The 14,822-nt window shown below is 67.1% G+C and carries 16 protein-coding genes; 5 read left to right on the top strand and 11 right to left on the bottom strand.

Annotation, left to right across the window (positions count from 1 at the left end; translation table 11 throughout):
* Window positions 1–27: 27 nt before the first annotated feature.
* Together coaD and rsmD are read right to left on the bottom strand one after the other, a co-directional pair.
* Window positions 28–537 (bottom strand): pantetheine-phosphate adenylyltransferase, encoded by a 510-nt coding sequence (gene coaD, locus RZA67_RS08080; protein ID WP_317212185.1) that lies wholly within the window; start codon window positions 535–537, stop codon window positions 28–30.
* 25 nt (window positions 538–562) lie between these two features.
* A complete protein-coding gene (gene rsmD, locus RZA67_RS08075) occupies window positions 563–1,168 on the bottom strand; it encodes a 16S rRNA (guanine(966)-N(2))-methyltransferase RsmD (protein WP_317213956.1) in 606 nt (201 codons plus the stop codon).
* Window positions 1,169–1,398: 230 nt separating this feature from the next.
* On the opposite strand from rsmD, the gene htpG reads away from it, so the two are divergent.
* The 4 genes from htpG to RZA67_RS08055 all read left to right on the top strand — a co-directional run bounded on the left by htpG (window position 1,399) and on the right by RZA67_RS08055 (window position 6,159).
* Entirely contained in the window at window positions 1,399–3,291 is a 1,893-nt protein-coding gene (gene htpG, locus RZA67_RS08070) for a molecular chaperone HtpG (protein WP_317212183.1), read from the top strand.
* Window positions 3,292–3,402: 111 nt separating this feature from the next.
* Window positions 3,403–4,758 (top strand): signal recognition particle-docking protein FtsY, encoded by a 1,356-nt coding sequence (ftsY, locus tag RZA67_RS08065; protein WP_317212181.1) that lies wholly within the window; start codon window positions 3,403–3,405, stop codon window positions 4,756–4,758.
* 7 nt (window positions 4,759–4,765) lie between these two features.
* Complete coding sequence (gene mutY, locus RZA67_RS08060) at window positions 4,766–5,884, top strand: A/G-specific adenine glycosylase (RefSeq protein ID WP_317213955.1); 1,119 nt, start codon at window positions 4,766–4,768, stop codon at window positions 5,882–5,884.
* Between the two features lie 5 nt (window positions 5,885–5,889).
* A complete protein-coding gene (locus RZA67_RS08055) occupies window positions 5,890–6,159 on the top strand; it encodes an oxidative damage protection protein (protein WP_317212180.1) in 270 nt (89 codons plus the stop codon).
* Window positions 6,160–6,767: 608 nt separating this feature from the next.
* Here the strand turns inward: RZA67_RS08055 and RZA67_RS08050 are convergent.
* The 9 genes from RZA67_RS08050 to RZA67_RS08010 form a co-directional block, all read right to left on the bottom strand.
* Window positions 6,768–7,205, bottom strand: coding sequence for a DUF6491 family protein (locus RZA67_RS08050; protein ID WP_317212179.1), 438 nt, complete (start codon window positions 7,203–7,205; stop codon window positions 6,768–6,770).
* A gap of 103 nt (window positions 7,206–7,308) precedes the next feature.
* Window positions 7,309–8,022: a lipoprotein-releasing ABC transporter ATP-binding protein LolD gene (gene lolD, locus RZA67_RS08045; protein WP_317212178.1), complete on the bottom strand. Its 714-nt coding sequence runs from the start codon at window positions 8,020–8,022 to the stop codon at window positions 7,309–7,311.
* Window positions 8,015–9,256 (bottom strand): lipoprotein-releasing ABC transporter permease subunit, encoded by a 1,242-nt coding sequence (locus RZA67_RS08040; RefSeq protein WP_317212177.1) that lies wholly within the window; start codon window positions 9,254–9,256, stop codon window positions 8,015–8,017. Before RZA67_RS08040 ends, lolD begins: the two co-directional genes overlap by 8 nt.
* A gap of 422 nt (window positions 9,257–9,678) precedes the next feature.
* Window positions 9,679–9,927, bottom strand: a complete 249-nt coding sequence (locus tag RZA67_RS08035) for a succinate dehydrogenase assembly factor 2 (protein WP_317212175.1) — start codon at window positions 9,925–9,927, stop codon at window positions 9,679–9,681.
* Between the two features lie 72 nt (window positions 9,928–9,999).
* Entirely contained in the window at window positions 10,000–10,785 is a 786-nt protein-coding gene (locus tag RZA67_RS08030; RefSeq protein WP_317212174.1) for a succinate dehydrogenase iron-sulfur subunit, read from the bottom strand.
* 69 nt (window positions 10,786–10,854) lie between these two features.
* Window positions 10,855–12,645, bottom strand: a complete 1,791-nt coding sequence (gene sdhA / locus RZA67_RS08025) for a succinate dehydrogenase flavoprotein subunit (protein WP_317212173.1) — start codon at window positions 12,643–12,645, stop codon at window positions 10,855–10,857.
* A 31-nt stretch (window positions 12,646–12,676) separates the two neighbouring features.
* Window positions 12,677–13,063, bottom strand: a complete 387-nt coding sequence (gene sdhD / locus RZA67_RS08020) for a succinate dehydrogenase, hydrophobic membrane anchor protein (RefSeq protein ID WP_317212171.1) — start codon at window positions 13,061–13,063, stop codon at window positions 12,677–12,679.
* Window positions 13,060–13,455, bottom strand: a complete 396-nt coding sequence (gene sdhC, locus RZA67_RS08015) for a succinate dehydrogenase, cytochrome b556 subunit (protein ID WP_317212169.1) — start codon at window positions 13,453–13,455, stop codon at window positions 13,060–13,062. The genes sdhD and sdhC overlap by 4 nt, the downstream gene beginning before the upstream one ends.
* A gap of 55 nt (window positions 13,456–13,510) precedes the next feature.
* Window positions 13,511–13,687: a DUF1674 domain-containing protein gene (locus RZA67_RS08010; protein WP_317212167.1), complete on the bottom strand. Its 177-nt coding sequence runs from the start codon at window positions 13,685–13,687 to the stop codon at window positions 13,511–13,513.
* Between the two features lie 39 nt (window positions 13,688–13,726).
* On the opposite strand from RZA67_RS08010, the gene RZA67_RS08005 reads away from it, so the two are divergent.
* Window positions 13,727–14,584, top strand: a complete 858-nt coding sequence (locus RZA67_RS08005; protein ID WP_317212165.1) for a folate-binding protein — start codon at window positions 13,727–13,729, stop codon at window positions 14,582–14,584.
* Window positions 14,585–14,822 lie beyond the last annotated feature (238 nt).

Raw genomic sequence — 14,822 nt, 5'->3', positions numbered from 1 at the left:
CAGGCCGGCGACGGCAGTGTTGGAACATCAGTCCTGGCTGGCCCGGGCCGCGCGCACCTTGCGCAGGGCATCGAGCACCGAGGCCGGCACGAAGCCGGAGACATCGCCGCCCAGCCGCGCGATTTCGCGCACCAGCGACGAGGAAATGAAGCTGTGCTGCTCGGCCGGGGTGAGAAACAGGGTCTCCACCTCCGGGATCAGATGGCGGTTCATGCTGGCCATCTGGAACTCATACTCGAAGTCGGACACCGCCCGCAGGCCGCGCAGCAGCACCCCACCCTGCATGGAGCGCACAAAGTGCGCCAGCAGGGTGTCAAAGCCGCGCACTTCCACGTTGCCATGATGGCCCAGCGCTTCGCGGGCCAGCTGCACACGCAGTTCCAGTGGCAGCGTGGGGCCCTTGGACGGGCTCTGCGCCACGCCGACCACCACTTTCTCGAACAGCGGCGCGGCCCGGTTCACCAGGTCGATGTGACCATTGGTGATCGGGTCGAACGTTCCGGGATAGACGGCAATGCGGCGATTGGCCACGGTCATGGGCATCTGGACGGTCAAAGACAGATCAAAGTGTAGCAGCGGTGCGGCGATACAGGGCAAAGCGCACTTCGCGGCTGCCTCCCTCGCGGTGCAGCATCCACGCTGGCGGCAGCACGGGCGCATGCCCGGCCGGCGACTCCAGGTACAGCCAGGCATCGGCAGCAAGGTGGCGTGGCAGCTGGGCCAGCACCTCCTGCCACAGCCCATCGGCGAACGGCGGGTCGATGAACACCAGGTCGGCCTGCTGGTCGGCTGCGCCCTGCAGCCAGCGCAGCGCATCGGCCTGCACCACGCTGGCCTGGTCGGCGGCCTGCAGCCTGGCCACGGCCGCCTGCAGGTTGCGCACCAGCTGCGGATCGCGCTCGACCAAGGTGGCATGGGCGGCACCGCGTGAGAGCGCTTCCAGCCCCAGCGCGCCGCTGCCGGCAAACAGGTCCAGCACCCGCGCCCCGCCCAGCCTGGGCAGCAGCCAGTTGAACAGCGTTTCGCGCACGCGGTCGCTGCTGGGCCGCAGGCCCGGCAGCGTCGGCACCGGCAGCCGGGTGTTGCGCCAGCGGCCACCGATGATGCGGACCTGGCCTTCGTTGCCGCCGCGGGCACTCACCGGCAGCTCCGCAGGGAAGAATTGAATGGAATCGACATGGCACGATTGTAGCCGCACCGGCGGTGCGGGCCGCCGATGGTCGTTCGACACGCTGCGGGCTGCCGGCCAGGCGCAGGAGCGGGATGGCCAACGGTCGTCACCTGCCGGGCGCGGCGGGGCTCGCAGGCGCATCCGCTGCCCTTGATTTCGGGACAATCACCCTTACCCCTTGCTGCGGGCCGCACCTGCTGGCGCGGCATTGCACATGGAGACTTCCGATGACCGAAACGACCCAGACCGAAACCCTTGGCTTCCAGACCGAAGTCAAGCAGCTGCTGCAGTTGATGATCCATTCGCTGTACTCGAACAAGGAAATCTTCCTGCGCGAGCTGGTGTCCAATGCCGCCGACGCGGCCGACAAGCTGCGCTTTGCTTCGCTGACCGAGCCGGGCCTGCTGGAAGATGACAGCGAACTGCGCGTGCGGGTCAGCTTCGATGCCCAGGCGCATACCATCACCATCGACGACAACGGCATCGGCATGAGCCGCGAGGACGCCATCGCCCACCTTGGCACCATCGCCAAGTCCGGCACCGGCGACTTCCTGCGCCAGCTCTCCGGCGACCAGAAGAAGGACTCGCAGCTGATCGGTCAGTTCGGCGTCGGCTTCTACAGCGCTTTCATCGTCGCCGACCAGGTGGACGTGTACTCGCGCCGCGCGGGCCTGCCGTCCAGCGAGGGCGTGCACTGGTCCTCGCGCGGCGAAGGCGAGTTCGATGTGGCGGCGGTGGACAAGGCCGAGCGCGGCACCCGCATCGTGCTGCACCTGAAGGATGGCGAACACGATTTCGCCGACGGCTGGCGCCTGCGCGGCATCCTGAAGAAGTATTCGGACCATATCGGCCTGCCGATCCAGATGCCGGCCGAAGGGGGCGACGAGGGCGCCGAACCGGCATGGGAGACCGTCAACCGCGCCAGCGCGCTGTGGACCCGCCCGCGCAGCGAGGTCACCGACGCGGAATACACCGAGTTCTACAAGCACGTGGCGCATGATCACGCCGACCCGCTGGCGTGGACCCACAACAAGGTCGAAGGCAAGCTGGAGTACAGCTCGCTGCTGTATGTGCCGGGCCGCGCGCCGTTCGATCTGTACCACCGCGACACGCCGAAGGGCCTGAAGCTGTACGTGCAGCGCGTCTTCATCATGGACCAGGCCGAGCAGTTCCTGCCGCTCTACCTGCGTTTCATCAAGGGCGTGGTCGACTCGAGCGACCTGTCGCTGAACGTCTCGCGCGAAATCCTGCAGGCTGGCCCGGTCATCGACTCGATGAAGGCCGCGCTGACCAAGCGTTCGCTGGACATGCTGGAGAAGCTGGCCAAGGACAAGCCGGAGCAGTACGCCACGTTCTGGAAAGACTTCGGCCAGGTCCTGAAGGAAGGCCCGGCCGAGGACTTCGGCAACCGCGAGAAGATCGCCGGCCTGCTGCGCTTTGCCTCCACCCGCGGCGAAGGCGAAACCCAGAACGTGTCGCTGGCTGATTACATTGGCCGCATGGCCGAAGGCCAGGACAAGATCTACTACCTCACCGGCGAGAGCTTCGGCCAGGTGCGCAACAGCCCGCATCTGGAAGTGTTCCGCAAGAAGGGCGTAGAGGTCCTGCTGCTGACCGACCGCATCGACGAGTGGCTGATGGGCTACCTGACCGAGTTTGATGGCAAGGGCTTTGTCGACATCGCCCGCGGTGACCTCGACCTGGGGGCGCTGGAAAGCGAGGAGGACAAGCAGGCGCAGGAAAACGCGGCCAAGGACAAGCAGGCCCTGCTGGAGCGCCTGACCTCGCTGCTCGGTGAGGACGTGGCCGAAGTGCGCGTCTCCCACCGCCTGACCGACTCGCCGGCGGTGCTGGCCATTGGCGCGCAGGACCTGGGCGTGCAGATGCGCCAGATTCTCGAGGCCAGCGGGCAGAAGGTGCCCGACAGCAAGCCGGTGCTGGAGATCAACCCGACCCACCCGCTGATCGCCAAGCTTGACGCCGAGGCCGAAGGCGAGCGCTTCAACGACCTGGGCCGGGTACTGTTCGACCAGGCCGCGCTGGCCGCCGGTGACAGCCTGAAGGACCCGGGTGCGTACGTGGCGCGCCTGAACAAGCTGCTGCTGGAACTGGCCAGCTGAGCACTGTGCGGCCGGGCCTGCGGGTCCGGCCGCCGCGCCGCACCGTCCTCCACATGGGGCTGATCGGCCCCGGTGGTAGCATAGCCCTCTGATTTACAGCCGCTTTCGCCCATGCTCAGTTTTTTCCGCCGCAAGAAGCCCCAGGACGCCCCGGCCACCGAGGCGCCCAAGACCCAGACCTTCACGGCTGAAGAGCTGGCGGCCGCGTTCCCCTCGTCCGCACCGGCCGCAACGCCCGAGCCTTCCGCTGTCGCGCCGGCAGCGCCGACGCAGGCGCCGGTCGCGCCGGTCGCGCCGGTGGTGCCTGGGGTGCCGCCGGTCGTCGCGCCGGTTGTGCCTGCGGCGGACCCGGAAACCCTGGTCGAGCCGGTTGTCCCGGTTACCCCCTTGCCGACCGCCGTGGCGGAACCCGCCGTGGACCCGCAGGCCGACGCCCTGGCCATCGCATCGGTAATCGCGCCGTTGGCCCCGGTGGTGCCGGTGGCCGAAGCCAGTGCCCCGGCTGCCGATCTGCCGGTGTTCACCGATGCGCCGGCTGCACCGGCCGGCAAGCCCGGTTGGCGAGAGCGCCTGCGCAACAGCAGTTTCGCCAGGAGCTTTGGCGGGCTGTTCTCGCGCAACCCCAAGCTCGACGACGACCTGCTCGATGAGATCGAGACGGCGCTGTTGACTGCCGACGTCGGCGTTACGGCCACCACCTCGCTGGTGGAGAGCCTGCGCAAGCGCATGAAGGCGCGCGAGTTCGCCGATGCACAGGCCCTGCTGCGCGCGCTGCGCGCCGAGCTGATCGCCATTCTGCAGCCGGTGGCCAAGCCGCTGGTCATCGACCGTGCAGCCAGACCGTTCGTGGTGCTCACCGTCGGCGTCAACGGCGTCGGCAAGACCACAACGATCGGCAAGCTGGCCAAGCGCTTCAAGGACGAAGGCCATAGCCTGATGCTGGCCGCGGGCGACACCTTCCGTGCCGCCGCTGTGGCCCAGCTGCAGGCGTGGGGCGAGCGCAACGGCGTGGCCGTGGTCGCGCAGGGGCAGAATGCCGACGCCGCCTCGGTAGCGTTCGATGCGCTGCAGGCCGGCAAGGCACGCGGCACCTCGGTGCTGATTGCCGACACCGCTGGCCGTCTGCATACCCAGGGCGGGCTGATGAACGAGCTGGGCAAGATCGGCCGTGTACTGGGCAAGATCGACCCTGCCGCACCGCATGAGGTACTGATGGTGATCGACGGCACCACGGGCCAGAATGCGCTCTCGCAGCTGCGCCAGTTCAATGCTGCCGTAAAGGTGACCGGCCTGGTGGTGACCAAGCTGGACGGCACCGCCAAGGGTGGCGTGGTGTTCGCGCTGGCGCGCGAGTTCGGCATCCCGATCCGCTTTGCCGGCATCGGCGAGCGCCCGGAAGATCTGCGCCTGTTCGACCCGGAAGCCTTCGTCGACGCCCTGCTGCCTGAAGCACTGGGCAGTGCCTGACGCGGCACTGGCCACGCGTGCATGCGGGGCAGCTGACGCAGGCGATGCATTCGTTGCCCGCCTGCTGCACTGGTTTGACGACCACGGTCGGCACGACCTGCCCTGGCAGCACCCGCGCAGCCCCTACCGGGTATGGCTGTCGGAGATCATGCTGCAGCAGACCCAGGTGGCCACGGTCATCGGCTATTTCCAGCGCTTTCTGCAGCACTTCCCCACCCTGCCCGACCTGGCGGCCGCCGACAACGATGCGGTGATGGCGCAATGGGCGGGCCTGGGCTATTACGCCCGCGCGCGCAACCTGCATGCAGCCGCACAGCACTGCGTCGCCGAACATGGGGGCGAGCTGCCACGCGACTTCGATGCGCTGCATGCACTGCCCGGCATCGGCCGCAGTACCGCAGGCGCGATCCTCAGCCAGGCCTGGAATGATCCATTCCCCATCCTCGACGGCAACGTCAAACGCGTGCTGACCCGCTACCACGGTATCGACGGTTTTCCCGGCCTGCCGGCAGTGGAAAAGCCGCTGTGGGCACTGGCCACCGCACACGTGGCACAGGTGCCGGTCGGGCGCATGGCCGACTACACCCAGGCGCAGATGGATCTCGGTGCCACGGTGTGCACGCGCAGTCGCCCGGCGTGCGTCATCTGCCCATTGCAGCAGGCCTGCGTGGCGCGCCGCGAAGGACGCACCGCCGAACTGCCTACGCCCAAAGCCAGCAAGGTGCTGCCTGAGCGCGAGGCAGTCGCCCTGCTGCTGCGTGACGCGCAGGGTCGCGTGCTGCTGCACAAGCGGCCGGACACCGGCATCTGGGCCCAGCTGTGGACGTTGCCGCAGGCCGACAGTGGCAGCGCGCTGCAGGACTGGTTTGATGCCCATGTCGAGGGCTCGCTGGAGGATGCCGAAGAACTGCCGGTGCTGCAGCACACCTTCAGCCATTACCGGCTGCAGCTGCAGATTCTCGCCCGCCGCGTGCAGGGCCTGCGCGTGGAGACACCCGGCCTGCGCTGGGTTGCGGCTGAACAGCTGGCCTCGCTGGGCCTGCCTGCGCCGATCCGTAAACTGCTTGAGGGTGACACGCTCACCGTACCCGCGCGCCCACCGCGCCGATCCCGCAACCTCACGTGAGAACCATGAGCCGATCCGTTTTCTGCCAGTACGAACAGCGCGATGCCGAAGGTCTGGATTTCGTGCCCTACCCCGGCGAGCTGGGCCAGCGCATCTTTGCCAGCATCGGCAAACAGGCCTGGGCGGCATGGCTGGCACACCAGACCATGCTGATCAACGAAAACCGTCTGTCGCCTCGCGACCCGAAGCATCGCGCGTTTCTGGAGACCGAGCTGGTCAAGTTCCTGTTCGAGAAAGATGCCGAAAAACCGGCCGGCTTCGTGCCCGAAGCGTAGAGCCGGGCTCTGCCCGGCTGCTCCTAGGCCACCGCCACGCCAATGGCCGCGCTGCGCGCTCGCCGGGCAGAGCCCGGCGCTACCAACAGCGCACTCCGGTAGGTGACGACCGTTGGTCGTCACGCCGTTGCCCTGAAGCGTGACGACCAACGCTCGTCGCCTATCGTGCTCGGCCACCGCCACGCCAACGGCCGCGCTGCGCGCTCGCCGGGCAGAGCCCGGCGCTACGAACAGCGCGCTCCGGTAGGTGACGACCGCTGGTCGTCACGCCGTTGCCCTGAAGCGTGACGACCAACGCTCGTCGCCTATCGTGCTCGGCCACCGCCACGCCAACGGCCGCGCTGCGCGCTCGCCGGGCAGAGCCCGGCGCTACGAATATCACGCTCCGGTAGGTGACGACCGCTGGTCGTCACGCCGTTGCCCTGAAGCGGGACGACCAACGGTCGTCACCTATCGTGCTCGGGCACCGCTGCGCCAACGGCCGCGCTGCGCGCTCGCCGGGCAGAGCCCGGCGCTACGAACTGCGCGCTCCGGTAGGTGACGACCGTTGGTCGTCACGCCATTGCCCTGAAGCGTGACGACCAACGGTCGTCACCTGCCGTGCGGCGTTACGATTCGCGTTCCTGGGCCTGCGCCTGGCGCAGCTCGTGCTCTTCGGCGCGCAGCGCCTTCACGTCCAGACGGCGGATGCTGCTGATGAAACATGGCAGGTTCGGGCCGCCGGTGGGGTCATGCACCAGCACGCGGTCGAAACGCGATGACACCCGGTTCATGCGGCTGGTCAGGCCGATCGCCGGCGCGTAGGCCAGGTTCGGGCAGGGGCCACTCAGTTCGAGCAGGTAGGCTTCGGTCGGCCGGGTCCACACCGCCAGTGCGCTGTCACCCAGCTCGGTCCAGCCGTTGAGGCTGCCAAACAACGGCATGTCGCTCTGCGCAGGCGCGGCGTGGGCGCGGTACAGCGCGAGCCGCTCGGTGCCGGTCAGGCCACTGCTGGCACAGGCCGTCAGCCCAAGACACAGTGCGGCCGCGGCGATCAGCTTGTTCATGGTCAGCGCTCGGAAGGGTCGTTGTCTCGATGATGCACCGACAACGCGCTGCAGGCGAGCAGGCGGCGACCGCTGTTGCCGTCCACTCAGCCAGAACCCCCGCTCAGACCTGGGCGTGTGCCAGTGCGTGCAGCTTGCCCTCGCGCAGCTCCAGCACCCGGTCGAGCCGGTGTGCCAGGCTGCGGTCATGGGTCACCAGCACCAGTGAGGTGTGACGCGCGCGGTTGAGTTCGAGCATCAGGTCGAACACGGTGCCGGCGGTGCGGTCGTCCAGGTTGCCGGTCGGCTCGTCACCCAGCACGCAGGCGGGCTGGTTGACCAGCGCACGGGCCACGGCGGCGCGCTGGCGCTCGCCACCGGACAGTTCACCCGGCTTGTGCTGCAGGCGGTGACCGAGCTGCACCGATTCCAGCAACTGGGTCGCCCGTTCACGCGCCACCGCCACCTCGCCACCGCCCAGCAGCACCGGCATCATCACGTTTTCCAGCGCGGTGAACTCCGGCAGCAGGTGATGGAACTGGTAGACAAACCCCAGCGCCTGGTTGCGCAGCGTGCCGCGCGCACTATCCGACAGCGCGGACATCTGCTTTCCGGCAACGAACACCTCGCCGGCGCTGGGCACGTCCAACCCGCCGAGCAGGTGCAGCAGCGTGCTCTTGCCGGCGCCGGACGCACCGATGATCGCCACGGTCTCGCCGGCGTCCACGCGCAGGTCCAGGCCGTCGAACACGGGGGTATGCATGCGCCCTTCGGCGTAGGTCTTGCCCAGCGCCTCGGCACGGATCACTTCCTGCCCGGGAGAGAACATCTCATTCATAACGCAGCGCCTCCGCCGGCTGGGTACGTGCCGCGCGCCAGGCGGGATAAAGGGTGGCCAGGAAACTCATCAGCAGCGCCACCAGGGTGATCGCCACGATGTCGCCGGCCTGCATGTCGGTCGGCAGACCGGTGATGTAGTAGACGTCTTCGGGCAGCAGCTTGACGTTGAACAGCGCTTCGATGCCGGCCAGGATGCGCTCCAGGTTCAAGGTCAGGGTGATGCCACCGATGACCCCGAACAGCGTGCCCATCACCCCGATCAACGAGCCCTGCACCATGAACACCCCCATCACCCCGCGCGGGGTCAGGCCCAGCGTGCGCAGGATGGCGATGTCGGCCTGCTTGTCGGTGACCAGCATCACCTGCGAGGACACCAGGTTGAACGCGCCCATGGCGATGATCAGTGAGAGCAGAATGCCCATCACGGTCTTTTCCATGCGCAGCGAGTGGTACAGATTGGCGTTCTGCTGGGTCCAGTCGCTCACCCGGTAGGCACCGCCGAGGTTCTGCGCAAGACTGACGCCCACATCCAGCGCCTGGTCCAGATTGTGCAGTTTCAGGCGGACGCCGGTCGCGCCGTCGATGCGCAGCACGCGCTCCAGGTCCTGCATGTTGGCAAACGCCACACCGCGGTCGATCTCGTTGTAACCGGCCTCGAAGATGCCGCTGACGGTGAAGCGCTTCATGCGAGCCACCCCCCCTGCCGGCGTGGCCTGCACTTCAGCCAGAGTCACCACCACCTGGTCGCCCACATCCACGCCCAGCCACAGCGCCAGCTCCTTGCCCAGCAGCAGGTTGAAGCTGCCCGGCTTGAGGTCGTCGAAGCGCCCGCTGACCATCTTGTCGGCGATGACCGATACCTTGGGTTCCATCGCAGGGTCCACGCCCTGCACCAGCGCACCCTGCACGCGGGTGCCGCTGATCATCGCCTGGATCTCGATGTACGGCGCCGCGCCAGCCACGCGCGCATCCTTGTAGGCGGTGTCCACCGCACGCTGCCAGTCCGGCATCGGCTCACCGTCGCGGCTGATCGTGGTGTGGGCCGACATCTGCAGCAGACGGTCACGGATCTCTTTCTGGAAGCCGCTCATCACCGCCAGCGTGGTGATCAGCACCGTTACGCCCAGCGCGATGCCCAGGATGGACGCCATCGAGATGAAGGAAATGAAGCCGTTGCGCCGTTTGGCACGCAGGTAGCGCAGGCCGATGGCTACGGGAAGTGGCTTGAACATGCAGGTTCGCCGATGAATTCAGGTTATGGTGCCATCGACCGGCCGCTTGCGGTACTGCTCTGGCCGAAATGGCCAGTCGCAGTTCACGTCGCTGCGCGCGGTCAAGGGTGTCGGGCCAGAACAGCAGGCGCTGACGGCGCCAACCAGACCCCCAGCTCAACTGCAGCCACGGCCCGCGCACCTGCAGCCGGGGGCACGGCAACGCGCGACCCTGCAGCAGCAGCGGCGCGGGCGCCAAGGGCAGCTGCAGCACCTGTGCCGGCTGTCGCAGGCCCCGCCACAGACCCACACCGCCGACGCCCCACACGGCCAGCAGCAGAGGAAGCTGCCAGGCCGGCGGCACGGCACTGGTGGCCAGCAGCCAGGGCGCGGCCAGCAGCACCACCGTCTGGGCGCCGTACTGCAGCCGCGATGGGCGCCACTCAAGCCTTGAGGGCGCTGATCCGGTGCAGCAGGGGAAGCAGGTGGGCATGCGGACAGGCCTCGTAGCCCATGAACCACCGCCACAACTTATCGTCTTCGCAGTCGAGCAGGAACAGGAAAGCCTCGCGCTCGTCGGCCGGTGCACTGCCCCATCGGCTGTCCAGATAGCGCTCGAACAACTGGTCCAGCTCCCGCATGCCGCGGCGGCAGCGCCAGCGCAGTTTCTTCAACAGGGTTTGTTCGTCCATCGTCCTCATTCCCATACAGCAACGCCGGGCACTGCCCGGCGTTGCGTCATACCTTCACCCGCAGGGCCCTGATCAGGCGCGGCGCGCCATCATCAGCTTCTTGATCTCGGCGATGGCCAGCGCCGGATTCAGCCCCTTCGGGCAGGTCCGTGCGCAGTTCATGATGGTGTGGCAGCGATACAGCTTGAACGGATCTTCCAGATCATCCAGGCGCGCACCGGTGTCCTCATCGCGCGAGTCGATGATCCAACGGTAGGCCTGCAGCAGGATGGCCGGGCCCAGGTAACGCTCGCCGTTCCACCAGTAACTCGGGCAGCTGGTCGAGCAGCAGGCGCACAGGATGCACTCGTACAGGCCGTCGAGCTTCCTGCGGTCTTCCGGCGACTGCAGGCGTTCGCGGTCGGTCGGCGCCGGGGTCTGGGTACGGATCCACGGCTTGATCGACGCGTACTGCGCGTAGAAGTGGGTCAGGTCCGGTACCAGATCCTTGACCACGCTCATGTGCGGCAGCGGGTAGATCGGCACTTCCTTCTTCTTGCAGTCGGCGATGGCGCGGGTGCAGGCCAGCGTGTTGGTGCCGTCGATGTTCATCGCGCACGAGCCGCAGATGCCCTCGCGGCATGAACGACGGAAGGTCAGGGTGGGATCGATCTCGTTCTTGATCTTGATCAGCGCGTCCAGAACCATCGGACCGCAGGCATCAAGGTCGATGTCGTAGGTATCGGTACGCGGGTTGCTGTCGTCGTCCGGACTCCAGCGGTAGATCTTGAAGGTACGCACATTCTTGCCGCCGGTCGTGGCGGGGAAGTGCTGTCCCTTGGTGATCGTCGAATTCTTCGGCAGGGAAAACTCGGCCATGGCTGCTCTCGTTGGCTCAGGCGGCCCGCGCCCTCGGGGCGCGGATTGCATGGTAGGCGGGGGACGCGATCAGTACACGCGCGGCTTCGGCGGCACCACGTCGACCTCGTCGGTCAGCGTGTACATGTGCACCGGACGGTAGTCGAAGCTGCACTTGCCCTTCTCATCGACGTTGACCAGCGTGTGCTTGTGCCAGTTGACGTCGTCGCGGTCCGGGAAGTCCTCGTGCGCGTGCGCACCACGGCTTTCCTTGCGCTGCTCGGCCGAGTTGATCGTCGCCACTGCGTTGAGCAGCAGGTTGTTCAGCTCGTAGGTCTCGATCAGGTCGGAGTTCCAGACCAGCGAACGGTCGGAGACCTTCACGTCCTGGAACGAATCGAACACCTGCGCCATCTTCTCGCAGCCTTCCTTCAGCGTCTGGCTGGTACGGAACACCGCCGCGTCGGCCTGCATCGTGCGCTGCATGCGATCGCGGATGACCGAGGTCGGGGTGTCGCCGTTGGCGTAGCGCAGCTTGTCCAGCAGGCCCAGCGCCTTGTCGCACGCATCAGACGGCAGCGGCTTGTGCGGCGCGTTCGGCTTGATGGTCTCGGCGCAGCGGTTGGCCACCGCACGACCGAACACCACCAGGTCGAGCAGCGAATTGGAGCCCAGGCGGTTGGCGCCGTGCACCGACACGCAGGCCGCTTCGCCGATGGCGTACAGGCCCGGCACCACGGCGTCCGGGTTGTCGCCGACCTTGCGCACCACTTCGCCGTGGAAGTTGGTCGGAATGCCGCCCATGTTGTAGTGCACGGTCGGAATGACCGGAATCGGCTGCTTGTGCACGTCGACGCCGGCAAAGATGCGCGCGCTCTCGGCGATACCCGGCAGCTTGTCGTCGATGACGCCCGGGCCCAGGTGGGTCAGGTCAAGCAGGATGTGGTCGTTGTGCTCGCCAACGCCGCGGCCTTCGCGGATTTCGATGGTCATCGAACGGGCGACCACGTCGCGCGAGGCCAGGTCCTTGTAGTGCGGCGCGTAGCGCTCCATGAAGCGCTCGCCACTGCTGTTGCGCAGGATGCCACCTTCGCCGCGCACGCCTTCAGTGATCAGGCAGCCGGCGCCGTAGATGCCGGTCGGGTGGAACTGCACGAACTCCATGTCCTGCATGGCGATGCCGGCACGCATGGCCAGACCGCCGCCGTCACCGGTGCAGGTGTGCGCCGAGGTGGCGCTGAAGTAGGCACGGCCGTAACCGCCGGTGGCCAGCACCACGCCCTGGGCGCGGAACAGGTGCAGCGAGCCGTCGGCCATGTCCAGCGCCAGCACGCCGCGGCAGGCACCTTCGTCATCGAAGATCAGGTCGAGCGCGAAGTACTCGATCATGAAGCGTGCATCGTGCTTGAGCGACTGCTGGTACAGCGTGTGCAACATGGCGTGGCCGGTACGGTCGGCCGCCGCGCAGGTGCGCTGCGCCGCCGGGCCTTCGCCGTACTTGGTGGTCATGCCACCGAACGGGCGCTGGTAGATCTTGCCCTCTTCGGTGCGGCTGAACGGCACGCCGTAGTGCTCGAGCTCGATGATGGCCGGAATCGCTTCGCGGCACATGTACTCGATGGCGTCCTGGTCACCCAGCCAGTCCGAGCCCTTGATGGTGTCGTAGAAGTGGTAGCGCCAGTCGTCCTCGCCCATGTTGGCGAGCGCGGCGGAAATACCGCCCTGGGCGGCGACGGTGTGCGAGCGGGTCGGGAAGACCTTGGTCAGGCAGACGGTCTGCAGGCCCTTGGCGGCCAGGCCGAACGTGGCACGCAGGCCAGCGCCACCGGCGCCGACCACGACCATGTCGTACTTGTGTTCAGTGATCTTGTAAGCGGACATCTACTCTGGATTCCTGTCTGGGTGCCTGCGCTCAGGCGACGCCGAGCGCGATGCGGGCAACCGCGAACACGCTGACGATCGCGCCGAGCACGGCAACGAACTTGACCATGGTCTGCAGGGCCACGGCCAGCAGCGAATTGTGGATGTAGTCCTCGAGCACCACCTGCAGGCCCAGCTGGGCGTGCCAGAACATGGCCACCAGGAAACCGACCAGCAGGATCGCATTCCACGGCTTGGCAACGGCGGCCGTGGCGGTCACGTAATCGGCGCCCATCAGGCTCAGCACGAAGACCAGGAACCATATGGAAAGCGCGACCAGCGCGGTGGCGGTCAGACGCTGATGCACGAAGTGCTCGGTGCCGCTCTTGGCAGCGCCCAGACCGCGCACGTTCTTCAAGGGAGTACGGAACCGGCTCATGCGGCACCTCCAACGAGCAGCACGTAAGCCCAGACCAGCGCGGTGATCACCAGCGAGGCAATGACCGACATCCAGCTGCTGCGCACGAAGGCGGCAATGCTGAAACCGATGGCGAAATCCTGCACCACGTGGCGGATGCCGTTGCACAGGTGGTAGGCGAAGGCCCACGTCCATGCGAACAGGAACAGCATTCCATACCACGCACCGGCGTGCCCGGTGAAGCAGTTCCAGGATTCGGGCCCCATCATCAAGGCCAGCAGGCCTCCAGCGATGATGAGGGCACCAACAGACAGAAGGATGCCCGTGGCTCGATGCAGGATCGAGGTGGCCATCTGGATCTGCCAGCGATACACCTGAAGGTGCGGGGAAAGGGGACGTTCTCTGGTCGCCATTCGCTGGGCTCGTTGTCTCGGCTGGGCGGCAAATGCCGCGTTGGCTCAATGCTGATCAGAAATCGATGCAGCGTCCGTTTTTCTCCCAATCGCCGTACCGCACCGGATCAAGTCCGCCACGGCCACCAATTTCCTTCTGCTGCGCGGGCGTGTCCTCAGGCACGGGGGCCTGCGGGTCGTCCAGCGGAGCTTCAGATACTGAGTCGGGAGAGGGGGTTGTTTGGCCTATCATGGTCGGTCTCGCAACGCACAAATTCTAGACCTCGATCACGTGCCTGACAACCTTTCCCCTGATTCCCTTGGATTTCCGTGGCTTGGCGACCATCAGCTGGTCGATATCACCGGCCCGGATGCGCTGACTTTCGCCCAGGCGCAGTTTTCCAGCGACGTCACCACCTTGCCCGACCGGCACTGGCACTGGAGCAGCTGGTTGACCGCCAAGGGCCGCACGATTGCCGTTTTCCAGCTGCTGCGGCTGAGCCCGGAGAATCTGTTGCTGGTGCTGGCCGACGGTGGCGCCGATGAGATCGCTGCGCAGCTGCAGCGGTTCGTATTTCGTCGCAAGGTGAAGGTGACCGAGCGCCTTGATCTGCAGATCGGCGGCGCGCTGGCCGTCCCGGACGCCGCGCGGGGTGCTGTAATTGCTGGCGATGCGGTACTGGAACTGGATGTGGGTAGCGACGCGCTGCCGCGCCTGATGCAGATCGCCCCGGCCGCGGCAGACCGCACGGCGGATGCCGGGTTCATCGAGGCGTGGCGGCAGGCCGACCTGCGCTTTGGCGTGCCGCGCCTGGTGGCCAGCCAGCGCGAGCAGTGGACACCGCAGCAGCTCGGGCTGGACCGGCTGGACGGCTACAGCGTGCGCAAAGGCTGCTACCCGGGCCAGGAGATCGTGGCGCGCACGCATTTTCTCGGCAAAGCCAAGCGCGCCCTGCAGCTGCTGGAGCTGGACGGTGCCGCCGCGCCGGGCAGCAGCGTCCAGCAAGCGGACACCGCGCTGGGCACGGTAGTCAGCGTGGCCGGCCCGCTGGCGCTGGCGGTGCTGCCGCTGGAGACCAGCGACGCGCCGCTGCACGTCGACGGCCACCCCGCACAGCGCCTGCCGCTGCTGGACGGGTTGAACCGCTGAGCGGCGCAGCGCCGGGCAGAGCCCGGCGCTACGACACCGCGCGGCTGAGGCAGGTGACGACCGTTGGTCGTCACGCTGTTGCTCCTGGACACGGCGTCACGGCACGGCTGTGCCGCTGAGGCGTGACGACCAACGGTCGTCACCTACCCCGGACACCGCAACGCAACGCTGACGGCCGCGCTGCGCGCTCGCCGGGCAGAGCCCGGCGCTACGACACCGCGCGGCTGCGGCAGGTGAC

It is taken from the genome of Stenotrophomonas sp. C3(2023), from assembly GCF_032911385.1.
Lineage (GTDB): Bacteria > Pseudomonadota > Gammaproteobacteria > Xanthomonadales > Xanthomonadaceae > Stenotrophomonas.
The sequence above is the reverse complement of the archived record's forward strand: the minus strand, read 5'-3'. Positions and strand labels throughout refer to the sequence as shown.